This window comes from Epibacterium sp. HA2-3, assembly GCF_055693725.2.
This window is the reverse complement of record NZ_JBVFUL020000002.1, coordinates 768,729-790,000: the sequence shown is the minus strand read 5'-3', so window position 1 is coordinate 790,000 and position 21,272 is coordinate 768,729. Positions and strand designations below refer to the sequence as shown.

The 21,272-nt window shown below is 60.0% G+C and carries 25 protein-coding genes and 1 tRNA gene (1 of these 26 only partly in view); 19 read left to right on the top strand and 7 right to left on the bottom strand.

Annotation, left to right across the window (positions count from 1 at the left end):
- Nucleotides 1-1,937 carry the 5' portion of a 2Fe-2S iron-sulfur cluster-binding protein gene (locus tag ACZ1HH_RS18225; protein ID WP_472635614.1) on the bottom strand. 1,276 nt of this gene lie to the left of the window's left edge, so only the first 1,937 of its 3,213 coding nucleotides appear in the window; the start codon lies at nucleotides 1,935-1,937; its stop codon lies off the left edge, out of view.
- A 309-nt stretch (nucleotides 1,938-2,246) separates the two neighbouring features.
- Here ACZ1HH_RS18225 and ACZ1HH_RS18220 point away from each other — a divergent pair, with 309 nt between their 5' ends.
- Genes ACZ1HH_RS18220 through ACZ1HH_RS18205 form a run of 4 tightly spaced genes read left to right on the top strand, consistent with a single transcriptional unit; the run spans nucleotide 2,247 to nucleotide 5,488 of the window.
- Nucleotides 2,247-3,734, top strand: a complete 1,488-nt coding sequence (locus tag ACZ1HH_RS18220; RefSeq protein ID WP_472635613.1) for an FAD-binding oxidoreductase — start codon at nucleotides 2,247-2,249, stop codon at nucleotides 3,732-3,734.
- Nucleotides 3,731-4,141 (top strand): hypothetical protein, encoded by a 411-nt coding sequence (locus tag ACZ1HH_RS18215; protein ID WP_011537184.1) that lies wholly within the window; start codon nucleotides 3,731-3,733, stop codon nucleotides 4,139-4,141. Before ACZ1HH_RS18220 ends, ACZ1HH_RS18215 begins: the two co-directional genes overlap by 4 nt.
- Entirely contained in the window at nucleotides 4,138-5,190 is a 1,053-nt protein-coding gene (locus ACZ1HH_RS18210; RefSeq protein ID WP_472635612.1) for a hypothetical protein, read from the top strand. Before ACZ1HH_RS18215 ends, ACZ1HH_RS18210 begins: the two co-directional genes overlap by 4 nt.
- Entirely contained in the window at nucleotides 5,180-5,488 is a 309-nt protein-coding gene (locus ACZ1HH_RS18205) for a hypothetical protein (RefSeq protein ID WP_472635611.1), read from the top strand. Before ACZ1HH_RS18210 ends, ACZ1HH_RS18205 begins: the two co-directional genes overlap by 11 nt.
- 25 nt (nucleotides 5,489-5,513) lie before the next feature.
- Here the strand turns inward: ACZ1HH_RS18205 and ACZ1HH_RS18200 are convergent, their stop codons facing one another.
- From ACZ1HH_RS18200 to ACZ1HH_RS18190, 3 genes are all read right to left on the bottom strand, one after another.
- Entirely contained in the window at nucleotides 5,514-6,665 is a 1,152-nt protein-coding gene (locus tag ACZ1HH_RS18200; RefSeq protein WP_472635610.1) for a lytic murein transglycosylase, read from the bottom strand.
- A gap of 150 nt (nucleotides 6,666-6,815) precedes the next feature.
- Nucleotides 6,816-7,889 (bottom strand): ABC transporter substrate-binding protein, encoded by a 1,074-nt coding sequence (locus ACZ1HH_RS18195; protein ID WP_011537180.1) that lies wholly within the window; start codon nucleotides 7,887-7,889, stop codon nucleotides 6,816-6,818.
- 252 nt (nucleotides 7,890-8,141) lie between these two features.
- A complete protein-coding gene (locus tag ACZ1HH_RS18190; protein WP_472635609.1) occupies nucleotides 8,142-8,570 on the bottom strand; it encodes an FKBP-type peptidyl-prolyl cis-trans isomerase in 429 nt (142 codons plus the stop codon).
- Between the two features lie 166 nt (nucleotides 8,571-8,736).
- On the opposite strand from ACZ1HH_RS18190, the gene ACZ1HH_RS18185 reads away from it, so the two are divergent.
- The 4 genes from ACZ1HH_RS18185 (at nucleotide 8,737) to pcaD (ending at nucleotide 12,215) form a co-directional block, all read left to right on the top strand.
- Nucleotides 8,737-9,426: a haloacid dehalogenase type II gene (locus ACZ1HH_RS18185; RefSeq protein ID WP_472635608.1), complete on the top strand. Its 690-nt coding sequence runs from the start codon at nucleotides 8,737-8,739 to the stop codon at nucleotides 9,424-9,426.
- Between the two features lie 22 nt (nucleotides 9,427-9,448).
- Nucleotides 9,449-10,297 carry an alpha/beta fold hydrolase gene (locus ACZ1HH_RS18180; RefSeq protein ID WP_472635607.1) on the top strand — a complete coding sequence of 283 codons (849 nt, stop codon included), beginning with the start codon at nucleotides 9,449-9,451 and terminating at the stop codon, nucleotides 10,295-10,297.
- The gene (locus ACZ1HH_RS18175; protein ID WP_472635606.1) at nucleotides 10,294-11,271 is read left to right on the top strand and encodes a threonine ammonia-lyase; all 978 of its coding nucleotides are present in this window, start codon (nucleotides 10,294-10,296) and stop codon (nucleotides 11,269-11,271) included. Before ACZ1HH_RS18180 ends, ACZ1HH_RS18175 begins: the two co-directional genes overlap by 4 nt.
- A 149-nt stretch (nucleotides 11,272-11,420) precedes the next feature.
- Nucleotides 11,421-12,215 (top strand): 3-oxoadipate enol-lactonase, encoded by a 795-nt coding sequence (gene pcaD, locus ACZ1HH_RS18170; protein WP_011537175.1) that lies wholly within the window; start codon nucleotides 11,421-11,423, stop codon nucleotides 12,213-12,215.
- A gap of 41 nt (nucleotides 12,216-12,256) precedes the next feature.
- Here pcaD and ACZ1HH_RS18165 read toward each other — a convergent pair whose 3' ends face one another.
- The 3 genes from ACZ1HH_RS18165 to ACZ1HH_RS18155 are packed head-to-tail and all read right to left on the bottom strand — an operon-like array spanning nucleotide 12,257 to nucleotide 14,165.
- Nucleotides 12,257-12,733: a DUF2948 family protein gene (locus ACZ1HH_RS18165; RefSeq protein ID WP_472635605.1), complete on the bottom strand. Its 477-nt coding sequence runs from the start codon at nucleotides 12,731-12,733 to the stop codon at nucleotides 12,257-12,259.
- Complete coding sequence (murA, locus tag ACZ1HH_RS18160) at nucleotides 12,733-14,004, bottom strand: UDP-N-acetylglucosamine 1-carboxyvinyltransferase (RefSeq protein ID WP_011537173.1); 1,272 nt, start codon at nucleotides 14,002-14,004, stop codon at nucleotides 12,733-12,735. Before murA ends, ACZ1HH_RS18165 begins: the two co-directional genes overlap by 1 nt.
- A gap of 5 nt (nucleotides 14,005-14,009) precedes the next feature.
- Complete coding sequence (locus ACZ1HH_RS18155) at nucleotides 14,010-14,165, bottom strand: hypothetical protein (protein ID WP_487320477.1); 156 nt, start codon at nucleotides 14,163-14,165, stop codon at nucleotides 14,010-14,012.
- Nucleotides 14,166-14,248: 83 nt separating this feature from the next.
- On the opposite strand from ACZ1HH_RS18155, the gene ACZ1HH_RS18150 reads away from it, so the two are divergent.
- The 11 genes from ACZ1HH_RS18150 to ACZ1HH_RS18100 all read left to right on the top strand — a co-directional run bounded on the left by ACZ1HH_RS18150 (nucleotide 14,249) and on the right by ACZ1HH_RS18100 (nucleotide 21,230).
- Nucleotides 14,249-14,323 (top strand) — tRNA-Thr (locus ACZ1HH_RS18150).
- 215 nt (nucleotides 14,324-14,538) lie between these two features.
- On the top strand, nucleotides 14,539-15,843 hold the full coding sequence (gene hisD / locus ACZ1HH_RS18145) for a histidinol dehydrogenase (RefSeq protein ID WP_472635604.1): 1,305 nt from the start codon (nucleotides 14,539-14,541) through the stop codon (nucleotides 15,841-15,843).
- A 279-nt stretch (nucleotides 15,844-16,122) separates the two neighbouring features.
- Nucleotides 16,123-16,602, top strand: a complete 480-nt coding sequence (locus ACZ1HH_RS18140; RefSeq protein ID WP_011537170.1) for a UPF0262 family protein — start codon at nucleotides 16,123-16,125, stop codon at nucleotides 16,600-16,602.
- A gap of 3 nt (nucleotides 16,603-16,605) precedes the next feature.
- Complete coding sequence (locus ACZ1HH_RS18135) at nucleotides 16,606-17,061, top strand: arsenate-mycothiol transferase ArsC (RefSeq protein ID WP_011537169.1); 456 nt, start codon at nucleotides 16,606-16,608, stop codon at nucleotides 17,059-17,061.
- On the top strand, nucleotides 17,062-17,457 hold the full coding sequence (locus ACZ1HH_RS18130; protein WP_011537168.1) for a ketosteroid isomerase-related protein: 396 nt from the start codon (nucleotides 17,062-17,064) through the stop codon (nucleotides 17,455-17,457).
- A complete protein-coding gene (locus ACZ1HH_RS18125) occupies nucleotides 17,457-18,044 on the top strand; it encodes a GNAT family N-acetyltransferase (RefSeq protein ID WP_011537167.1) in 588 nt (195 codons plus the stop codon). The genes ACZ1HH_RS18130 and ACZ1HH_RS18125 overlap by 1 nt, the downstream gene beginning before the upstream one ends.
- Nucleotides 18,045-18,137: 93 nt before the next feature.
- Nucleotides 18,138-19,016: a carbon-nitrogen hydrolase family protein gene (locus ACZ1HH_RS18120; protein WP_011537166.1), complete on the top strand. Its 879-nt coding sequence runs from the start codon at nucleotides 18,138-18,140 to the stop codon at nucleotides 19,014-19,016.
- Between the two features lie 84 nt (nucleotides 19,017-19,100).
- A complete protein-coding gene (infA, locus tag ACZ1HH_RS18115) occupies nucleotides 19,101-19,319 on the top strand; it encodes a translation initiation factor IF-1 (RefSeq protein ID WP_005620785.1) in 219 nt (72 codons plus the stop codon).
- A gap of 131 nt (nucleotides 19,320-19,450) precedes the next feature.
- Nucleotides 19,451-20,032, top strand: coding sequence for a Maf family protein (locus tag ACZ1HH_RS18110; protein WP_416369668.1), 582 nt, complete (start codon nucleotides 19,451-19,453; stop codon nucleotides 20,030-20,032).
- Nucleotides 20,029-21,051, top strand: a complete 1,023-nt coding sequence (locus ACZ1HH_RS18105; RefSeq protein WP_472635603.1) for a ribonuclease E/G — start codon at nucleotides 20,029-20,031, stop codon at nucleotides 21,049-21,051. Before ACZ1HH_RS18110 ends, ACZ1HH_RS18105 begins: the two co-directional genes overlap by 4 nt.
- Nucleotides 21,048-21,230 carry a DNA gyrase inhibitor YacG gene (locus tag ACZ1HH_RS18100; protein ID WP_011537163.1) on the top strand — a complete coding sequence of 61 codons (183 nt, stop codon included), beginning with the start codon at nucleotides 21,048-21,050 and terminating at the stop codon, nucleotides 21,228-21,230. Before ACZ1HH_RS18105 ends, ACZ1HH_RS18100 begins: the two co-directional genes overlap by 4 nt.
- Nucleotides 21,231-21,272 lie beyond the last annotated feature (42 nt).

Below are 21,272 nucleotides of genomic sequence, written 5' to 3'. Positions count from 1 at the left end.
TCGTCGAGCCGCGCCAAGGCCGGAGCGGCCCTGGGCATATTCATCGCAGCCCATCGAAACGGCTTTTCAGCAAAAATGCCTTCGAGGTTCCACGGGCAGGTCTTCATGCAACGTCCACACATCGCCCCACCGGGCGTGGTGATCCGATAGGTCGTACATTTCTGGCTGTCAGATTTCCAGATCTCGTAGCCGTTGAACATCAGCTTTGGACCGGCTGTGATGGCGCCAGACGGGCATTCGCGCGCACATTTGTTACAAGACTCGCAAAAGCTCTGCAGACCAAAATCAATCGGTTTATCATGCGCCATGGGCATGTCGGTCGTCACCACGCCGGACTTGAGGCGTGGGCCGAGGAAGGGATTCAGGATGACCTCACCGATCCGCGAGACCTCTCCCAGTCCGGAGAGCAGCAACAGCGGCGGCTGCAACACTTCGCCATCCATCACGGTATGGGCCTTGGCCTTGTAGCCGAGGTTGCGAATTTGCCGCGCGATCACGCCCCCCAGAAGAGAGAACCGAAGATAGGCCCGCATGGATTGCGCTACAGCGATCCAGTCATCACCCGAAGTGCCTTCAGTGGTGTCAAATCCCTGATCCACAATCATCGAGATCGCATGCGGCTGATCCGGCACGATAGGCGTCCCGGTGGCATCGTGACTGTACCAAGTCCAATCCGGACACCGGCTGATGCCAACCGCATCGATCCCCAGCCAGTAAGACGCAGCTTTCACCATATCAGCGTTGCGTTGGGCATCTGTGGGGCGCGGTCCCACGGCGGGTGTTCCGTCCTGCAACAGCACGAAGGCGCCCAGCATGCGCCGTTGCGCCATCGCGGGCGCCGCTTTGCGCACATAAAAGCCCCCGGTCGCCGCCTTCTGATTGCCCTTGCCCATGTCGCCGAACTGAGCCCGCGCGAACATATCCGCCCGCTTTGGCACCCGCGCGACACGCGCCTCATCAATATAGGTGGTCGGAGTTTCCACCCGTTTCAGCGTTTCAAACGGGTGTGGACCATCGCGAAAGTCGCGATCCTTATAGGGGTCACCATTCAAGGCAGAACGCTCTGCACCAGCGCCAAGCCACCAGCGCAGATCGCGACCTGCGCGACCTGGCTGTTCAGAGAGAGGGGCAAGTGGGCGGTCTTCTGCCAGTTCAAAATCCGTGGTGACAGCCGCCAGACCAAACCGTGTACCGAGATAGGGCGCAACCAGTTGGCCCTCTTCCATACGCACAAGCCCGGCCGCAACCGCAAGCCGGTTGAGGTCCACATCCGAGGATGTCCCCGTGTGGGCCTTGGCATCCCACCCCAGCAGTCGGATGTAATTGGCCAGAACCACAGCCGTTTCGGCGCTGCGCAAACAGGCGCGATGTGCTTCCGCATCCGTGATCCAGTCACAGCCCGCCTCGTCCGGGCGCGGATCGCGCGGCATTTCATAAAGGAACACAATGGCATGACGGTGCGCCCCGATGGTGGTGGGCGGAGCCTGCATCGCATCCTTGAGATCCGCCATGATCATGTCGATGCCCGAAGCCAGCGTTTTGGTCTGACGGGTTTTCAGGTCCTCCGCCAGCCGGTCGATGTCGGGATTGCGCCAAGGTTCGTACAATCGGGCCTCTTCGCGCATCGGCCCAATACCTACCATCGACGCATCCGCAAAGTATCCAAAAGCCTTGAGATGGTTGGAGCGCTCCTGCAAATCAGCAGGCACATCGCCGCGGGTGCCATTGACCAGCCCATCGCGGATCGCATCCATCATCGCCTGATATTCGCACATCGCATTGACGATGCTGTCTGGCTTTTGCGGACGGCGAAAGTTCAGCGGCATCGCAGCGGGCACATTGCTCAGATCTGCCTGATGGCTCCGCCGCAGGCGTTCAAGCGGAAAGGGACCCAGATGCACGGGCCGGTGCCGCGAAGAAAAGAAACGAATAGACATGCTGGCTCTCCTGAAGGACGGCGGGGCAAAGTGCGGGCGACGCCACCCGGCAGGTGTCAGATGCTATCGACCTCGCCAGAGGGATGCAGGAGAAACAGATTCCATGTGCCGCCAAGTGGCACATGGTGCGAGCGCCATGAGCGCTTTGCCACGCGCGTCGCGACGCCCCCAATGCGCGCGATTGCCAAGCCTGGAAAACTTGCCCATAAACGGGGGAATTATCATCCACCCGCCATCGTGGCCGGTTTTATTTCAAGACCTTAGACAAGACGGCATGCCCGGATATTGGCGCGCCGGGAAAGACGTCACATGAAAGCACTGACCAGAAGAGCAGCCATGATCGGGCTTGGAGGTGCAGCGGGCTGGGGGATCTCGCGCTGGCTTGGCGCGGACCTCCCGGTCTATGACGGCACCGCGCGCATCAGCGCCCCGACCGGGCCCCAGATCCTCAATGACGCCAGCGGGCTTTCGGCGACCCCCATCCAAAAACACCTGATCCTGCGCGACGATGCGGATCAGAGCCTGATCGCAGCCCTGCGCCGCGAACTCTCGGAGGCCCGCACCGAGGGGCGTCCGGTGAATATCGGAGCGGCGCGGCATTCCATGGGGGGACAAGCCATCCCGCGAAACGGCACGGCCATCACCTTTGACAATGGCGCGGTCGCGCTCGACAGCGCGCAGCAAACTTATCGCGTACACGCGGGGGCGCGCTGGTCACAGGTCATCGCCGCACTGGATCCGAAGGGCTGGTCGCCCAAGGTCATGCAATCCAACAACGACTTTGGCGTAGCCGCGACATTTTCGGTAAACGCACATGGCTGGCCGGTGCCCTTCGGACCGATGGGCGCAACCGTCAAAAGCCTGCGGATGCTGCTGCCCTCCGGCGATCTCGTCACCTGCTCTGCCACAGAGAACAGCGAACTCTTTGGGATGGCCATGGGCGGCTATGGCCTCGTGGGCCTGATCGTCGATCTAGACGTCGAGATGGTGAAGAATGCCCGCCTCAGCCCTACGTTTGATCTGCTGGATGCCGCAGATTTCCCGCGCGCCTTCCGTGCGGCGGTGGAGGACCCAGCTGTCACGATGGCCTACGGGCGCCTCAACGTGGAGCGCGCGAGCTTCTTTGAGAAGGCGCTGCTTGTCACCTATCGCGAGACTCCAGATCAGACGGAGTTGCCGCAGGCGTCCGGCTCGGGGTGGATGGCGCATGCCGCAAGCCGCCTCTATCGGGCGCAACTCGGCAATGAGACGATCAAGTCTTTTCGTTGGTGGAACGAAACGCGCGTCGGCCCCGCGCTTGGATCGGGCGAAGTGACACGTAATTCGCTCATCAACGAGCCTGTCGCAACGCTGGACGACCGAAATCCCGACCGCACAGACATCCTGCACGAGTATTTCGTCGGATATGACGCCTTTGACGCCTTCGTGACAGCTTGCCGCGAGGTGATCCCCGCCTCTTATCAGGAGTTTCTCAATGTCACGCTGCGTTATGTGGCGCAGGACGATCAAAGCATGCTCTCTTTTGCCACCACGCCGAGAATTGCGGCCGTAATGTCCTTTAGCCAGGAACTCAGCCAGCGCGCAGAGGCGGATATGGCACGCATGACCCGGGCGCTGATCGACCGGATCGTCGCCATCGGTGGGGCCTATTACCTGCCGTACCGCCCTCATGCGACGCTAGAACAGTTTGTCGCCGCCTACCCCCAGGCGCCGCGTTTTGCGCAGGCCAAACGCGCACTGGACCCAGATCTGGTGCTGCGCAACAACCTTTGGGACAGCTATCTGGATCGCCTATGACTTTGCTTCAAAAACTCTCAGTTGGATATTTTGTGGCGCTGATGATCGCCGCATCATTGAACTATATCCCCGGCCTGACCGACGAAGCCGGGCTCGCCTTTGGGATTTTTGCACTCGATCTTTATGATGACGCGCTGCATGTGGCCTCAGCTCTCTGGGCTTTGATTGCTGGTCTGATGTCTCACCGAGCGGCGCGCAGCTTTCTGATCCTGTTCGGCCTTGCCTATCTTGGCGATGGGATCTTTGGCTTCTTTACCGGATATGGCTACCTGGACCTTGGGATCTTTACCAACGAGGCCCTCGGGATGGAGATTTCTCTACGCCGCGTGCTTGCAAACCTCCCCCATCTCGCGCTTGGGGGCGTGGCGGTCTGGGCGGGCCTGCGCAATCTGGGCCAGCGACAATGAAACTTCTCTGGCGCTGGATCAAACGCCTGGGGCTGGTGGCGCTGTTGCTGATGCTCTCCCTCAGCGCACCGATCCTCTATGTCGAGACGATGTGCCGGGGCGATGCCACGCCGCAGCCATATGCCGCACGGCTTGACCCCGCCCATCACCGACCGGAAACCCGCACTCTGATGACCTTCCCGGAGTGGTACATCGTACATGCCTATGACGACTACGCGGAGGTTCTGCGCACCGGGGATCCGCACGACTATGCCTATCTGCCTGCTATTGGCGGATTTTGGACGTCGCTTTGCGCGCTGAACGCGGAAGCCGCCGCATATGGCGATGTGGATGGTGGAACAAAACAGATGGTCTATGTGATCGGGGTAAGCTTTACCGCCGAACTGGCGCTGAAAGCCACCTATGAGGAAACGCTGGGGCGTCTTTTTGCAATGCTGCGTGGACCGGAGCACAGCCCGCTTGATAAAGTCTCCGCCCGGCAGGCGGCAGACTACGCGAGCTTCTTGCAGCAGGTGCCATGGTACAAATGGCGTTTTCGCGCGGATGCAACGGAGTTGGCGCAAAAAGCGACCCCAGCCCTGCGCGACCGTGAACGCAGGCTCGCCCTGGGGCTCGAATACCGCGCGAAGGCAGCCTATGCCGATGTCATCGCAGACGCTGTTGCGCAGGTGGGAGCTGATGCTCTGACCTTGCGAATGATTGTCGCAGGTGCAGGTGCCGAAACGCTCGAACGCTTCGAAGGGGTAAGGATCATTTCCGAACGTCCCGAGGGGATTGAGATCGAGACCCCACGCTATCGCGCGCTCACCCATTTGCTAAAACGCATGGCCACAGAGGGCATTGAAATCGTCGAGGTTGCCGGCAACGACGATATTCTCTTCACTGCATTCTCAACGCGCGCGACCGAGCCGGGCGCACTGCTGAGCCGGACGCGGCAGGGATATGGCGATACGCGTCACCTTTTTAGCCTGAAAGTTCCAGATCTTGCGGAGCGCTTGCGCCAACTGGAGATCCAGGGTCTGACCCTGGAGCACATCCATGACTATTAAGGCGATCCTTATTGCCGTTCCGTTGATGGTGGTCGGGTGGTTCTCAGTCCTGATTGTAGTCGCGCTGCTCAGCGATGAGGCCCCGGCCTATGTTGTCGTGCTGCCCAAAGCGACACTGCTGCGCAATTTGCCAGAGGAAAGTGCAATCCTCTCGTCGACGAAGCTCACGATAACCCTGACGTCAGACCAGACGGTCTTTGCGCGCGATCTCTATGCGGCGGGCGCACGCTTGGTATTGCCCGCGGGTCTGCCGGGGTGCCTGCCATTGCCAGCGGGTGCATCGCGCAGGCAGCAATGAGTGCCTTGCGACAGGTGCCGCATGGTCAATTCAATCTGCGCAGAAGTTCAAGCGATGGATCGCCGGTCACGGCAATACCCTGACGACGCTGATAGGTGCTGATTGCCTCACGCGTTTTGGGGCCGATCACCCCATCCGCCGCGCCGATGTCGAACCCGTTTGCGGTCAGCCCCTTCTGCAGCGCGATCCGGTCCGCTTTGCGCAGTCCGTAGCGATCCGGAGGGAAGGACGCGCGCAGCGGCCCGCCACCAGCAATCCGATCGGAAAGGTGCCCAACGCCGATCGCATAGGAATCGGAGTTGTTGTATCGCTTCAAAGCGCGGAAATTACCCGTGGTGACAAACTCCGGTCCACCCGGCTGGGGCTGAATGACCGATCCCGAGGGTGCACCGGGGCCGGTCTCGCCGCCCCATTTGAGCCCTTTCTGCCAGCCATTTCGCGCGAGATAAGCCGCCGTGGACGCCAAAGCATCGCTTGGGTCATCCGACCAGATGTCGCGCCGTCCATCGCCTGTAAAATCCACCGCAAAAGACAGGTATGATGTGGGAATGAACTGCGTGTGCCCCATCGCACCCGCCCAGCTTCCGGTCATATTCTGAGGCGCAATATCGCCGTTGCGCAGGATCTTGAGCGCGGCAATCAGCTGTTTTTCAAACAGCGCCCCGCGGCGTCCATCATAGGCCAGTGTCGAGGTCGCCGAGATCACCGGCACATTGCCACGACGTTCGCCGTAATAGCTCTCAAGCCCCCAGACCGCCGCGATCACATGGGCCTCTACGCCATAGCGGCGCTCGATGGCATCGAGGGTGCCGCGATGGCGCGCATACGCCGCGCGCCCCTTGCGAACACGTTCGTCCGAGACGGCAATAGAGAGGTAATCCTCAAGCGTGCGGCTGAATTCGGTCTGGTTGCGATCTCGTTTGACGACGCCGGGCAGATAGCCGGTTCCACGAAATGCCCTTGAGAGGAGATCCTGAGAAAACCCCTGCCGCTCTGCACGCTCACGAAAGGCCGCAACCCATTTGGCATAGTCGGCATTGCGGATCGGACGCAGGTCTTGTGGCAGGCTTGATGTCCCGGAGGGTCCGGATCGGCCAGCTGTCGTGACAGGCCCTGCGCAGCTTGCCAGTCCAAAAGCGGCTGCGACCGCACCAAATTGTCGTCTGTTCATCGACATGCTTCACCCTCCGCAAGCTGCCCTCTTAGGTTGCAGGAAATTTGCACCGCCGCAACCAGTTACGGGATGCCACCCGCAGAGCGGCGGCAGCATGCCAAAGGGGGGCGCCAAGGCGCCCCCCTTTAATCCGAAATGATCCAGTTTTACGGCTTAGCTGCCGCCGCCGGAGGCGCGTTTGGACAGCATGTTCATGACGTTGTTTGCCACTTTGGTGTAAGGCGGCCAGAACAGATCTTCGGCAAAGAAATTGGGGTTTTCGTCAAGCATCGGGTTGGCGTCCACCAAAGTGGTCGCCGCCACCATGCCCAGACCGTTCACGATGCGCTCTTGGACCTCTTTGCCAATGAAATAGTTGGCAAAAATCTCCGCCGCTTCGAGTTTGTCACCCTCGAGCTTCTTGGAGAAGTTGATGGTATCGAGCCAAACCGTGCTGCCTTCGTCAAAGTTCACGAGGCTCCAGTTGCCCCCCTCGGCAACATGGGCCGATGCGCCCGGACCATAAGAGGCCACAAAGGCAAAATCATCGCGGAACTCAGGTCCTGCACTCCAGAAAAAGCCCACCTGATCATAGAGCGTCGACAACGTTGTCTGCAGCGCGCCATCAGCCTTTTGAAGCTCGGCCACTTTCTTGCGATCGCCAGACGCATCCTGAACCGCAAAGGGAGGCTCGCCCATTGCCATCAGCGCAAGTGCCACATTGGGCTGCACCTGACCGGATGTCAGGGAGATACGACCTTTCCACTCTGGCTTCAGCAGCTCGGCGACCGATGTCGGATGTTCGGCAACCACATCGTCGTTGGCCCAGATCCCGTAGGCACCGCCGCCAAACGGCAGATAGAGCGGACCTGCGTCGGACATGCCCATCTCAATCGCGCTCAACTCAGGCAACAAAGCTTGCGCATTGCTCAGACGTGGGGAAGAAACGTCAATCGGCTGCAGAAGGTTCGAGAACGGCACGCCTTCCATGTTGATGTAGTTCAGGGTGAGGAAGGACACGTCCACATCGCCCGAGCGGATCACGTCAAACATCTGTTCCGGCCCTTCAGCGAGCGTATCCATCACGCGCACTTCGATGTCGTACCCCTGCTCTTTCAGGAGAGCATTGACTGCGGTGACCTCCTCAGGCGCGACATACCCATCCCATGTAAAAATGTTCAGATACTCCGTCGCCTGCGCCATGGTCCCGCCGAGGGTCAGCGCCGCGCCAATAAGAAAATTCCGCATGTGAGAGAACTCCTGTCAATAAATCCAAACGGCTGCACAAATGCTGGCAGCGTCTCTGCGCCACCGTCGCGTGGAGGAATGAACAGAAGGTAAACCAGGGCACCTAAGACGCGGAAAACCCTGTAGAAATTTAGGCAACTTGCGAGAGCTTTGCGATCTTCATGGCGCTCAACGCTGCACCAGGTAGAGCGGGCGGGCTGTGATCCCGCCAACCCCGAAGTTCAGTTGAGGTCATCCCCCAAAACGCATGCGTTACGCAATTGCAACGAGTTCCACGTCAAAGATCAGATCCTGACCGGCCAGACGGTGGTTTGCATCCAGTGTCACGCTTGACTCGTCCACATCGACAACTGTCACCGGAAGCACTTGGCCTTCGGGGGTCTGCATTTGCAGCATGGTGCCGATTTCCAGCGGGATATCATCTGGGATGCCTTCACGCGGGACCGCCTGACGAGCGGAGGGATTGATCGGTCCGTAGGCGTCTTCGCAGGCAATTTCCAAAGTTTTCTTGTCGCCCTCGGCCATGTCGAGCATGCCTTGATCCATGCCCTTGATCACATGGCCAGCGCCAACGGTGAATTCGAGCGGATCGCGACCCTCGGAGCTGTCGAAAACAGTGCCGTCCGTCAGCTTGCCAGTGTAGTGAATGCGAACCGTGTCGCCATTTTTTACCGCGGTCATGATGACCCCCTTTCGGGTTCTTTGGTGTGTTTCAGGCACGCAGGCCCAATGATAAACGCACACCCTAACGGCCATGGCCCCAGAGTAAACCCGTACCAACACAATTTAGGCCATTGCGACCGGCGCCGTCTGTGGCACTTTCCACCCTGAAAGAGAGGGCCCGGACATGACGATCAAAACCTGCATCTTTGACGCCTATGGCACCCTGTTCGACGTGAGCGCCGCGGCCCGGCAAGCCGCAACAGAGCCCGCTTTTGCACAGATCGCAGACAGCTGGGCCACGCTGGCGCAGGATTGGCGACAAAAGCAGCTGCAATACACCTGGCTCAGGGCCGTGACGGGCGCGCATGACGATTTCTGGCAGGTGACGCAAGATGGCCTGGACTGGGCGATGGAGGCCGCGGGGCTCCAAGATCAAACTGAACTGAGGCAGCGGTTGCTTGATCTTTACTGGGAACTCGCCGCCTACCCGGAGGTTCCAGCCATGCTGCGCGCCCTGAAAGATGCGGGCTACGAGACTGGCATCCTCTCGAACGGATCCCCCAAAATGCTTGCGGGCGCGGTAGAGTCGGCCAACCTCGGCGACACGCTCGATGCAGTGCTCTCGGTCGAAACCGTCGGCGTGTTCAAGCCATCCGCGCGTGTCTATGATCTCGTTGGAGAACGGTTTGGGACCCGGAAATCCGAGGTTCTTTTTGTCTCGTCCAATGGTTGGGACGCCGGCTGTGCCGCCGGATACGGCTTTGTCACAGCTTGGGTCAATCGCGCAGGTGAACCCATTGACCGCCTGCCCTGGCGCCCCGCCCATGTGCTTACCGACCTCCAGCCCATTCCTGAAATCGCCGCAAACGCCTGATACCCCGAGAGGATCACACCGCATGAGCCGCTTTGAAACTTCGGATGGTTTGTCGCTCTACTACGAAGAGCATGGCAGCCCGGATGGAATCCCGCTGATCTGTTTGCCGGGACTGACCCGTGACGGGCAGGATTTTCGCTACGCGCTGCCGCATCTGGGTGACTACCGCGTGATCCTAATGGATCTGCGCGGCAGGGGGCGCTCTGATTATGCGCAAGACCCGGCCAGCTATAATATTCTCACCGAAGCCGGAGATGTGATTGCACTGATGGATCATCTGGGCCTCACGCGCGCCGCCCTTCTAGGCACCTCGCGAGGGGGTCTGGTTGCCATGGCCATCGCCGGCACCGCCCGGGATCGGCTGCAGGCCGTCATCCTCAATGATGTCGGCCCCGACATCGCAGAGGAGGGCCTGGGCCGGATTTTTGATTATCTGGGCCACAGGCCCGCCGCCAAAACCCATGCCGCCGCCGCTCGCATACTCGAAGCCGCAATGCGCGACAGTTTTGCAAACGTCCCCGAGGGTCGGTGGCTTGAGGAGGCGCAGACGTTTTACAAGGAAACACCGGATGGGCTGGAGTTGCGCTACGACGCACGCCTGCGCGAGGCCATGCTGGCGCAGGCCAAGGCCCTGTCGGAGATGGAAGAAAAACCAAGCCTCTGGCCGTGGTTCGCCGCACTTGATGGGCTACCCTGCGGGGTCATCCGCGGCGCCCATTCTGACATTCTCTCCCGAGAGACCTTCGACGAGATGCGCCGCCGCCTGCCCGCACTGCAGGCGGTAGAACTCTCGGATCGCGGCCACATTCCATTTCTGGATGAACCCGACGCGCTTCTCCTTATCCATACCGTATTGAAAGACATAAAATGACATCCCTTGCCATGATCGAAGCCGCCGCCGCGCGGCTCAAAGGACACGCCCGCTACACGCCGCTTCTGTCTTCGCCCTTCCTGGACGAGATCGCCGGACGCCGGGTCTTTGTAAAGGCGGAATGCCTGCAGCACACCGGTTCGTTCAAATTTCGCGGCGGCTGGGCCGCGCTTTCGGCCATGGATCCTGAACTGCGCAAACGGGGTGTGATCGCCTATTCCTCTGGAAATCATGCTCAAGGTGTCGCCGCCGCCGCCAAGGCCCATGGCGCCCCGGCCGTGATCGTGATGCCCGCGGATGCACCACAGCTCAAAATCGACAACACCCGCGCGCTCGGCGCTGAGGTCGTATTGTATGATCGGGTCGCAGGGGAAAGCCGCGAAGCCGCTGCAGAGCCTCTGGTCGCCGAACGTGGCCTGACACTCATCAAACCCTATGACGAACCGGAAGTGATCGCAGGCCAGGGCATAACCGGGCTCGAGATCGCGGAACAAGCTGCCGCAGAAGGTGTCACAAAGGCCGACGTGCTGGTCTGCTGTGGCGGCGGGGGCCTCACATCCGGCATCGCTCTCGCGCTTGAGGCCCATGCCCCGAACATGCGGGTCCGCCCCGCAGAGCCAGAGGGCTTTGACGATGTCGCACGCTCGCAATCGTCGGGTCAAATTGAAACGAACCCTGCCCCCACGGGGTCGATTTGCGACGCAATCCTCACCCCCGCCCCGGGCGACATCACCTGGCCCCTGCTCTCACGCCTCTGCGGCCCGGGCCTCACCGTCACCGATGATCAGGCCCTTGAGGCCATGGCGCTCGCCTTTCAACGCCTCAAGATCGTACTGGAACCCGGCGGTGCCGTGTCCCTGGCCGCAGCACTGTTTCACCCGGACCAAATCGACGGCGATGCCGTGATCGCGGTTGCAACAGGCGGCAATGTCGACCCGGGTCAGTTCACCGCAGCTCTTACTCGCTTCCTGTAACCTTCTTCTGACCAGAAATATCCCGGGGAGCACGAGGGGCAGCGCCCCTCGTCTTTACATGACCCGGTGTACATGGGTTCCTTTCGACAGGCTGGTGTCTCGCCGAAACTGGCACTAAAGTCCCGTTTCCACTGAAGAAGAGCAAAACCATGCCCCTTGCCGATCTGGGCGACGTCCAACTGAACTATCGCCTTATAGGCCCAGAGGACGCACCCGCCGTTGTCTTTGCCCATGCGCTTGGCACCGACCAAACGATCTGGGACAAGGTACTGCAGCGTCTGCCGCAAAACATCCGCGTCCTCACGTTCGATCTGCGCGGGCATGGAGGGTCTTCTGTGCCCCCTGCACCCTATTCCATGGGCAACCTGATCCGTGACGTTGAACGCCTGATGGAGACTTGCGCAATTCAAGACAGCCTTTTTGTCGGCTTGTCCATCGGCGGAATGATTGCGCAGGGACTTGCGGTCAAGCGCCTCGATCTGGTGCGCGCACTGGTGCTGTCGAACACGGCTGCAAAAATCGCCACGCCAGAGATCTGGACGCGGCGCATGGACACTCTGCGCCGCGGCGGCATGCCAGCGATCAGCGTCGATACTCTGCAACGCTGGTTCCCACGCAGTGCATGGAAATCAGATGTGTATGCTGCGACGCAAACCCTGCTGGAGCGCACCGATGTCGAAGGCTATCTGGGCTGCTGCGCCGCCATTGCAGGCACGGATTTCTATACCCCCACCTCCGGCCTGCGCCTGCCAGCTCTGGGCATCGCAGGCACCGAGGACGGCTCTACGCCGCCCGATCTGGTGCGCGAAACACTCGATCTCATTCCCGGATCTCAGTTCACGCTCCTGCGCCGTACCGGCCATGTCCCGCCGATCGATCAACCGGAAGCCTTTGCAGAGCGCCTGACCAGCTTTATGAAAGACACCGGGCACCTAGCGAAATAGACGACTTCGCGACGAAACGCGCAGCCTGCTGTGAGAAGGGGTCAAACCCCATGCTGAGGGACCTGCTTTGACGGGGCATGGTATGGGCGGGTGACGTCCTTCAGTGTGACCTCCAGAGCTTCTACCGACAGACGAATCCCACCGTCGCCGGCGAGAGTCAGCAACAGTTCCCCTGCCCCGTCCTCGCCTGGTTCGAACGTGACCGAGAGCACCGAGAGGATCATATCGCGATCGCGCCGATCGATCCCCTGCGAAGCAACGCGCAGGACATTCTCGATCACCAGGACGGATTGCACCCGCTCATACGCACGCCCCCGGCGCTCGGCAGCATCGCGGTCTTCCCAGCGAAACCGGTTGAGCAATATGGCAAAGCGGCGCGCCGAAGCGCGCCAGCTCATTTCCGTCACCGGGAACACCGCATCCTGAGCGAGCGAAGAAATCACCTCCAGGTCCTCCGCCGCATAGGCGACGAGGTTCAGCGGGCGTTCGCGGCCATCTTCAAAGGTGGCGTCCGCCATTACTCTTCCTTGATCCGTTCAATCTTGGCGCCCACCTCAGAGAGTTTGCGCACCACATGTTCATACCCACGGTCCAGATGGTACACGCGACTGACCCGCGTTTCCCCCTCTGCGGCAAGGCCCGCCAAAATCAAAGAGACCGAAGCCCTGAGATCCGTCGCCATCACCGGCGCGCCCTTCAGACGCTCGACACCGGTGACCCGTGCGGTACCACCGTGGACATCAATCTGTGCCCCCATCCGCATCAGCTCCGGCGCATGCATGAATCGATTCTCAAAGATCTTTTCTTCGAGCACCGATTCTCCTTCGGCGGTACACATCAGCGCCATCATCTGCGCCTGCAGGTCGGTCGGGAACCCCGGGAACGGCTCCGTGACCACATCCACCGCTTTGACGCGACCAGTCTTGTGGCTCACCTTGAGGCCTGCTTCGGTTTCAGCAATTTCAATGCCAGCTTCTTCGAGCTTCTGGCAAAACGCTTCCAGCAGATTGCGCCGCCCGCCGAGCAGTTCCACCTCGCCCCCACAAATCGCTGGCGCCAGCATATAGGTTCCAAGCTCAATGCGGTCCGTCACAACTGGGTGGGTCGCCCCATGCAGTCGATCCACGCCCTGAATCGTAATCGTGCTGGTGCCGTGGCCCTCAATTTGGGCTCCCATCTTGATAAGGCACTCTGCAAGATCAATAATTTCTGGCTCGCGCGCGGCGTTCTTAAGCACGGTTGTGCCTTTGGCGAGTGTCGCCGCCAAAAGAGCGTTCTCCGTCGCACCCACTGATACAATTGGAAAATCTACGGTCCCGCCCGTCAAACGCCCACCCGGCGCTTTGGCATGGACGTAGCCATCACGCAGGTCCAGCTCTGCGCCCATGGCCTCCAAAGCCTTGAGGTGCAGGTCCACGGGACGCGCCCCGATCGCACAGCCACCGGGCAACGAGACCACCGCATGCCCATCGCGCGCCAGCATCGGCCCGAGCACGAGGATCGAAGCCCGCATCTTGCGCACGATGTCATAATGAGCGGTATGATTGTCGAGCCCATGGCTCGACATCGCGAGAACCTGCCCGTCTTGCAGAGAGGAAACCTCTGCCCCAAGCGACTGCAGCAATGCCGTCATGGTACGAATATCGCTCAGACGCGGCGCATTGGTAAGCGTCAGCGGTTCTTCGCTCAACAAAGTGGCGGGCATCAGCGTCAGGCACGCGTTTTTGGCCCCGGCAATCGGAATCACTCCGTTTAGCGGGCCGTTGCCAGTTACCAGAATCGAATCCATCTGCTCTATCCTTCAGCGTCGCCTGAGGCGGCGTCTTTTTGTTCGGACCGGGCTTTGGCTTGCGCCTTGCGCCGGGCCATATTCGCTTTGAGCGCCGCTTTCAGGCGGTCTTCGCGAGAGGCCTCGGACCGGTTACCGGAGGGTTTCTTTTTCTCTGCCATAACGCTTGTCTAACTTAGTCAAAAAAAACCGTCCAGATGCTCTTGCGCTCCCCGGCGAATATGCATAGAAGCCCCCTCACGGCGCTGCTGTAGCTCAGAGGTAGAGCACTCCCTTGGTAAGGGAGAGGTCGAGAGTTCAATTCTCTCCAGCAGCACCATCTTCCTGTAGATATCAACCTTAATGCCTATCGCACTGTTACGTATAGGTATTTGGCGTGGCATCCCAACGCCACATGTACTTTTTGCACCGGATTTGCGGGCCGGTCTCACCGCTCGCCTCACTCGATATTCCTGCGACAAAATTGGTGCTATGGCGATCAAACTTGAGGCAGTCGTTCAGTCAGGGTAATGCTCCGACAAAAGGAGCGCCGTGATGCCCGTATTTCTGACTTCTGCTGAGGCAGACTTCGAACAATCCTTCACCACCCTCTTGAACGCAAAACGAGAGGACAGCCCAGATGTGGACGCCGTCGTCGCGGACATTATTGCGGATGTGCGGGGACGCGGAGATGCGGCTCTGCTGGAGCTGACGCAGAAATTTGACCGCCTAGACCTGCCCGATTCGGCAGCGCTGAGAATCACCGCAGAGGAAGTCGACGACGCCATCAAATCCGTGTCAGAGGCCGAGCGCGCAGCACTTGAACTCGCAGCGGACCGTATTCGCGCCTATCACGCCGAGCAAATGCCTGAAAACAAGAGCTGGACGGATGCCAGCGGCGCAACCCTCGGGTGGCGCTGGTCGGCTGTTTCCGCGGCAGGACTCTATGTGCCCGGCGGGCTTGCCAGCTATCCGTCCTCTGTGCTGATGAATGCCATTCCCGCCAAGGTTGCAGGAGTCGAACGTCTTGCGGTGACGGTTCCGACGCCGGACGGGCAGATCAACCCTCTGGTGCTCCTGGCGTGTCGGGTTTCTGGCGTCGACGAAATTTACCGCGTTGGCGGCGCGCAAGCGATCGCCGCGCTTGCGTATGGGACCGAAACCATCGCCCCTGTGGATAAGATCACAGGCCCCGGCAACGCCTTTGTGGCAGCCGCCAAGCGGCGCGTATTTGGTAAAGTCGGCATCGACATGATCGCTGGGCCCTCCGAGATCCTTGTGATCGCGGACAAGGACAACAACCCAGATTGGATCGCATTGGACCTGCTCAGTCAGGCGGAGCATGACGAAAGCGCGCAATCCATCCTGATCACCGACGATGCGGAATTCGGATCTGCGGTGGCGGTGGCGGTTGATAAACGACTGGAAACGCTGGAACGCCGCGCCATCGCCGGCGCCAGCTGGCGTGATTTCGGCGCTGTAATCGTTGTGCGTGACATGGACGAGGCGGCGGCGCTTTCCAACCGGATTGCACCCGAGCACCTTGAACTCTGTGTCACCGATCCCGAAGCGCTGAGCAAGAAAACGATCCACGCGGGCGCAATTTTCATGGGCCAATATACGCCTGAGGCCATTGGAGACTACATCGGCGGGCCAAATCACGTCCTGCCCACGGCGAGGTCTGCGCGCTTCTCCTCCGGTCTGTCGGTGATGGATTTCATCAAGCGCACAACTCTGAGTCAGATGACCCCCGACGCCTTGCGCAGCATTGGACCAGCGGCGGCGACGCTGGCCGAGAGCGAGAGCCTCGAAGCGCACGGGCTGTCCGTTCTCGCTCGCCTTGAGGCACTCAACCGCTGATGCACAAAAGCTCAGCTGAGCGGGCTGCCCTCCGCTCAGCTGAGCCTGTTGCGCGCCGAAGCCGCGTGGCCCCGGACAAGAGTGATGAAACGGTCCTGCGGTTAACAGAACCTTGAAATCCCGGCCTGGTTGTTCGCTTTTTGGGAGAGTCCCCGTGTTTTAACGCAATGATGACGTGACACTTGCGCAATGATTGCGCAGGGTTACGAAGCGCGCCCGATTGTGCGAACGGGGACGATCCGCTAGATCATGGAAGACGAGAGAACTGGGACCAGAGCCATGAGCCGGATCAGCCAAATTGAACTAGACGACCGCAACCTGCCTCCGCCTACACCGGAGATTGAGCAGGAACGCAAAGTCGCGATTTTCGACCTGATCGAAGAGAACAGCTTTGTCCTGCCCAAACGGGACGAGCGCGACGTGCCCGAAGGTCCCTATCATCTCTCCCTGTCGATTCGCGAAAAGCGCCTGGTGTTTGACGTTCAGACCGAAGGCGGCGACAAGGCGGCAGAGTTTCACCTGTCTCTTTCGCCGTTTCGTCAGGTGGTGAAAGACTACTACCAGATCTGCGAGAGCTATTTCACGGCTGTAAAAACTCTACCGCCCAGCCAGATCGAAACCATCGACATGGCGCGTCGTGGCATCCACAACGAGGGCAGTCGGGTCCTCCAGGAGCGCCTTGAGGGGAAGGCCGAGGTGGACACGGACACCGCCCGCCGCCTGTTCACGTTGATCTGCGTTCTGCACTTCGGAGGCTGATGCGTGACGGAGCTGCCGCAGTCCATCTTGTTCTGCTGTGACCACAACGCGGTCAGATCCCCGATGGCCGAGGGGATCATGAAAAAACTCTATGGCACAGGCACCTATGTCCAATCCGCCGGAGTGAAAAACGATCTGGAGATTGACGGGTTCTGCATCTCCGTTTGTCAGGAGATCGACGTCGAACTGTCGCGGCATCGCTCGCGTTCGTTTGACGAAATGGAAGAATGGGGCGACGATATCTCCTCGTATGATCTGGTGATCGCGCTGTCGCCTGCCAGTCAGCGTCGGGCGCTCGAACTCACCCGTTTTTTCCACCTTGATGTCGAATATTGGCCAATAATGGACCCAACTGGGCTCGGAGAGACGCGCGAAGCCAAGCTAGAAAGCTATAGGCAAACCCGAGACCAGATTCTCGAGCGGCTGATTGCGCGCTGGGGAAATCCGATGGAGACTTGAATGAACGACACGATCGCGCGCTATTTTGACGCTTTCAACGCAGGCGACACCGATGGAATGCTTGCATGCCTGTCCGAGGACGTGGCGCATCACGTCAACGAGGGCAACATCCGCGTCGGCAAAGAGAAATTCGCCGCCTTCTGCGCGCATATGAGCCACTGCTACAAAGAAGAGCTGACCGATATGGTCATCTTTGCAACGCCGGACGCAACGCGCGCGGCAGCCGAATACACTGTGAACGGCACCTATCTTGCAACAGATGAAGGCCTGCCCGAAGCCCGACAGCAGAGCTATAAACTCCCGGCTGGGTCGTTCTTTGACCTGCGCGACGGGCTCATCACCCGCGTGACCACCTATTACAATCTCTCCGACTGGATCAAACAGGTCTCGGCCTGATGGCACTGAGGGTCGACACCCTGACGGGAGCGGCGCTTGAGGCGGCGCTCGGGGACGTCGCGCGCTTGCGGATCGAGGTGTTTCGGGCCTGGCCCTATCTCTATGACGGAGATCTGGCCTACGAGCGCGACTACCTGCAAAGCTATCGTGACAGCGACAGCGCGATCCTTGTCGGTGCCTTTGACGGGGATCAACTGGTGGGCGCCGCGACAGGTACGCCAATGGTGGACCACGCCGACGATTTTGCCGCTGCTTTTGCTGAGACGAATATTGATATTGCCGAGGTTTTCTATTGCGCGGAATCAGTGCTCTTGCCCGCCTATCGAGGCCAAGGCGCGGGGCATGGGTTCTTTGACGCTCGCGAGGCCCACGCCCGCACGCTCGGCTTTGGAAAATCCGCGTTCTGCAGCGTGATCCGCCCAGCAGACCATCCGCTGCGTCCCGCGGACTATGCACCACTTGATCCCTTCTGGCGCAAAAGAGGCTATGCACCCCTGCCGGGCGTCATGGCGCAGTTTTCATGGAAAGATGTGGACCAGAAGGACGAGACGGCAAAATCACTACAGTTCTGGTGTCGTGATCTCTGAACACCTCGCCGGACGACAAAGCACCAAACGCGGCCCCTGTTCGAGCCGCGCACAATAGGCTAGCCCTTAGCCGTACTTGCATTCGGAGGCCCCATGAAGATCGCAACAGCCGCCTACCCGCTCGACTGGCTCGACAGCTGGACCCATTATGAGGACAAACTGTCCAAATGGGTCTCGGAGGCTGCTGATGGCGGCGCGGAACTGCTGGTCTTTCCCGAATATGGTGCGATGGAGCTTGCCACTTTGGATGGAGCCGACATCGCAGGCAATCTCGAAGCCTCGATCCAGGCGGTGTCGGACAAAATGGAAGACGCTGCGCAACTGCATCTCAAGCTCGCGGCAGAGCACAACGTGCATATTCTCGGCGCATCTGCGCCCGTTCATGCTGGCTTCACGCGCCCGGTAAATCGGGCGGAGTTCTACTCCCCCCAAGGCAAACGCGCGCATCAGGACAAACAGATCATGACCATGTTTGAGCGCGATCCCTGGGATATTGCGCCCGGCGGCCCGCTCAAGATCTTTGAGACCGCGCTTGGCAAGATTGCAGTCCTCATCTGCTATGACAGCGAATACCCGCTTTTGGCGCGGGCCCTCTCGGAGGCGGATATGATTCTTGTGCCCTCTTGCACGGAGGCCCTTGCGGGATACTGGCGCGTGCGCATTGGGGCGATGTCTCGCGCGCTCGAACAGCAATGCGTCACGGTGATGTCATCTGTGGTTGGCTCTGCTGCATGGTCAGAAGCCGTGGACGAAGGCTGTGGGATGGGCGGTGTCTTTGGACCACCAGATACCGGCTTTCCCAGCACAGGCGTGATCGCAGAAGGCACCCTCAACCAGCCCGGTTGGACCTTTGCAGAGGTGGATCTGCAGGCTGTCCAAAATGTGCGCAGCGCCGGCGTTGTGCGCAACAAGACTCACTGGGGTGAGCAGGACTCGCGCCTGCAAAATCTTGTTAACCATAACTTGCTATAAAAGCGCTCTTGAAAATTGGGGCAAATAGGCCCATTTAAGCGCACATCCCGCGTCTTTTCGGGAAAACACAACTATGGAGACAACATGGCCAAGGAAGATACGCTCGAATTTCCCGGTGTCGTGAAGGAACTCCTGCCAAACGCGACGTTTCGGGTCGAGCTGGAAAACGGCCATGAAATCATCGCTCATACGGCAGGCAAGATGCGCAAGAACCGCATTCGTGTCCTCGCAGGCGACCGGGTCCAGGTGGAAATGACACCTTATGACCTCACCAAAGGACGGATCAACTACCGCTTTAAGTAAGCGCGATTCGCTTTTGATGTTAAGAGCCCGGCCCGGTGCCGGGCTTTTGTTTTGGCACCTCTTTCGGTTTCATGGTTTTCTGCCGCAGCCTGCCAGCGTAGACAGGGCGGCAAAACAGCAGGAGTTCAGGCATGGCGTTTATTCTTGGCTCAGGCAGCCCGCGGCGGCTGGAACTGCTCGCCCAATTGGGTGTAACGCCCGATGACATCCGCCCCCCCGACATTGACGAGACACCCCAGAAGGGTGAGCTGCCGCGCGACTACTGCGCCCGTGTCACCCGCCAGAAAGCCGAGGCCGTCACATCGAACCCCGAAGATCTGGTTCTATGTGCCGACACCACCGTAGCACTGGGGCGGCGCATTATGGGAAAACCACGCGACGCAGGTGAGGCCGCAGAATTTCTGCTGGCGCTCTCCGGCCGTCGCCACCGTGTCATCACCTCCGTGGCTTTGCGCAAGCAAGATCGCCTCTGGCAAAAGGACGTGGTGAGCCAGGTAAAAATGAAACGCCTCTCTGACGAGGAACTGAACGCCTACCTTGCAACGGGTGACTGGCAAGGAAAGGCGGGCGGCTACGCAATCCAAGGCCCCGCTGGCGCGCTGATACCGTGGATCAGTGGGTCGTTCACCGCCATCGTCGGCCTGCCACTGGCGGAGACCGCCACATTGCTGCAAACCGCAGGATACCCGCTTTATAAGGACACAGCGTCATGAAGGGCACCCAGATCATTCTCGACCATATCAATGGCCGCGAAGCTGCCGCACGCATGGTGGACGGCGTGCTTGACGATTTCCTGATCGCAGGCGACGCGCCCTTGCCCGGTACAATTTACCGCGCCCGCGCAGACCGCCCTGTGAAGGGCCAAGGCGGCATGTTTCTCACCACTCCAGACGGCCCTGCGTTCCTGCGCCAGGTCAAAGGCTTGGCCCCTGGTCAGATGCTTCTTGTGCAGGTCACTGGCTATGCCGAACCCGGCAAAGCGCTGCCAGTCACGCAAAAGCTCCTGTTCAAGAGCCGCTATGCCATCGTGACGCCTGATGCACCGGGCTTGAACATCTCTCGCTCGATCCGAGATGATGATGAGCGCGACCGCTTGCTTGAAATCGCCCATTCCGAAATGGATGGCGTCGAATACGGTCTGATCCTGCGCTCCGTCTGCGCGGGCGCCGACCCCGACGAGATTGCAGAAGACATAGCCGCAATGGTCACCGCCGCCCGGCAAGTGCTGGAAGATTCCTCGAACCAATCAGAAGTCCTGCACGAAGGAGACGCTCCGCATCTGCAGGCATGGCGGGAATGGACCGCTCCGGCCGACATCGAGCAGGAACCCGGTGGCTTTGAACGCTGCGGCGTGCTCGATGCGCTGGAAGCGCTTCAGTCGGGCAAGATCGCCATTGGTGGCGGAGCCTATCTCTATGTGGAACCGACCCGCGCGCTTGTGGCGGTGGATGTGAACACCGGCAGTGACACTTCGCTCGCTGCGGGGATCAAGGCAAACATGGCCTGTGCGCGCAACCTGCCGCGCGCTTTGCGCTGTTTGGGGCTGGGCGGTCAGATCGTGATTGATACTGCGCCGATGCCCAAGAAAGACCGCCGTGCCTTTGAAACCGCGCTGCGCGCGGCCTTCAAATCTGATCCCGAAGAAACAACCCTCGCCGGTTGGACCACGCTTGGGCATTTCGAATTGCAACGCAAACGTGCCCGTCTGCCCCTGTCGGAGATTCTCTCATGAGCTGCCCCATCTGCGGCAAGCCCACCCAGCAGAGTGTTCGCCCGTTTTGCAGCAAGCGCTGCGCCGATCTTGACCTCGCAAAATGGCTCAATGGCGCTTACGCGGTCCCAAGCGAAGACCAAGAAGACCTTGAAAACGCTCTAGAAGACCAAAAAAACCTCCCCCCCACGGAACATTAGTTATTTTCTTGAAAAAGCCTCTGGACACTCCCGCGAACAAGG

Excerpts from the sequence above, each read along its gene's own strand:
- ACZ1HH_RS18220 (WP_472635613.1), top strand. The coding sequence starts at position 2,247 with ATGAAAGCACTGACCAGAAGAGCAGCCATGATCGGGCTTGGAGGTGCA.
- ACZ1HH_RS18105 (WP_472635603.1), top strand. The coding sequence starts at position 20,029 with ATGAAGGGCACCCAGATCATTCTCGACCATATCAATGGCCGCGAAGCT.
- ACZ1HH_RS18185 (WP_472635608.1), top strand. The coding sequence starts at position 8,737 with ATGACGATCAAAACCTGCATCTTTGACGCCTATGGCACCCTGTTCGAC.
- murA (WP_011537173.1), bottom strand. The coding sequence starts at position 14,004 with ATGGATTCGATTCTGGTAACTGGCAACGGCCCGCTAAACGGAGTGATT.
- ACZ1HH_RS18190 (WP_472635609.1), bottom strand. The coding sequence starts at position 8,570 with ATGACCGCGGTAAAAAATGGCGACACGGTTCGCATTCACTACACTGGC.
- ACZ1HH_RS18205 (WP_472635611.1), top strand. The coding sequence starts at position 5,180 with ATGACTATTAAGGCGATCCTTATTGCCGTTCCGTTGATGGTGGTCGGG.
- ACZ1HH_RS18155 (WP_487320477.1), bottom strand. The coding sequence starts at position 14,165 with ATGGCAGAGAAAAAGAAACCCTCCGGTAACCGGTCCGAGGCCTCTCGC.
- ACZ1HH_RS18140 (WP_011537170.1), top strand. The coding sequence starts at position 16,123 with ATGAGCCGGATCAGCCAAATTGAACTAGACGACCGCAACCTGCCTCCG.
- hisD (WP_472635604.1), top strand. The coding sequence starts at position 14,539 with ATGCCCGTATTTCTGACTTCTGCTGAGGCAGACTTCGAACAATCCTTC.
- ACZ1HH_RS18130 (WP_011537168.1), top strand. The coding sequence starts at position 17,062 with ATGAACGACACGATCGCGCGCTATTTTGACGCTTTCAACGCAGGCGAC.
- ACZ1HH_RS18125 (WP_011537167.1), top strand. The coding sequence starts at position 17,457 with ATGGCACTGAGGGTCGACACCCTGACGGGAGCGGCGCTTGAGGCGGCG.
- ACZ1HH_RS18120 (WP_011537166.1), top strand. The coding sequence starts at position 18,138 with ATGAAGATCGCAACAGCCGCCTACCCGCTCGACTGGCTCGACAGCTGG.
- ACZ1HH_RS18195 (WP_011537180.1), bottom strand. The coding sequence starts at position 7,889 with ATGCGGAATTTTCTTATTGGCGCGGCGCTGACCCTCGGCGGGACCATG.
- infA (WP_005620785.1), top strand. The coding sequence starts at position 19,101 with ATGGCCAAGGAAGATACGCTCGAATTTCCCGGTGTCGTGAAGGAACTC.
- pcaD (WP_011537175.1), top strand. The coding sequence starts at position 11,421 with ATGCCCCTTGCCGATCTGGGCGACGTCCAACTGAACTATCGCCTTATA.
- ACZ1HH_RS18165 (WP_472635605.1), bottom strand. The coding sequence starts at position 12,733 with ATGGCGGACGCCACCTTTGAAGATGGCCGCGAACGCCCGCTGAACCTC.
- ACZ1HH_RS18175 (WP_472635606.1), top strand. The coding sequence starts at position 10,294 with ATGACATCCCTTGCCATGATCGAAGCCGCCGCCGCGCGGCTCAAAGGA.
- ACZ1HH_RS18200 (WP_472635610.1), bottom strand. The coding sequence starts at position 6,665 with ATGTCGATGAACAGACGACAATTTGGTGCGGTCGCAGCCGCTTTTGGA.
- ACZ1HH_RS18100 (WP_011537163.1), top strand. The coding sequence starts at position 21,048 with ATGAGCTGCCCCATCTGCGGCAAGCCCACCCAGCAGAGTGTTCGCCCG.
- ACZ1HH_RS18210 (WP_472635612.1), top strand. The coding sequence starts at position 4,138 with ATGAAACTTCTCTGGCGCTGGATCAAACGCCTGGGGCTGGTGGCGCTG.
- ACZ1HH_RS18110 (WP_416369668.1), top strand. The coding sequence starts at position 19,451 with ATGGCGTTTATTCTTGGCTCAGGCAGCCCGCGGCGGCTGGAACTGCTC.
- ACZ1HH_RS18215 (WP_011537184.1), top strand. The coding sequence starts at position 3,731 with ATGACTTTGCTTCAAAAACTCTCAGTTGGATATTTTGTGGCGCTGATG.
- ACZ1HH_RS18180 (WP_472635607.1), top strand. The coding sequence starts at position 9,449 with ATGAGCCGCTTTGAAACTTCGGATGGTTTGTCGCTCTACTACGAAGAG.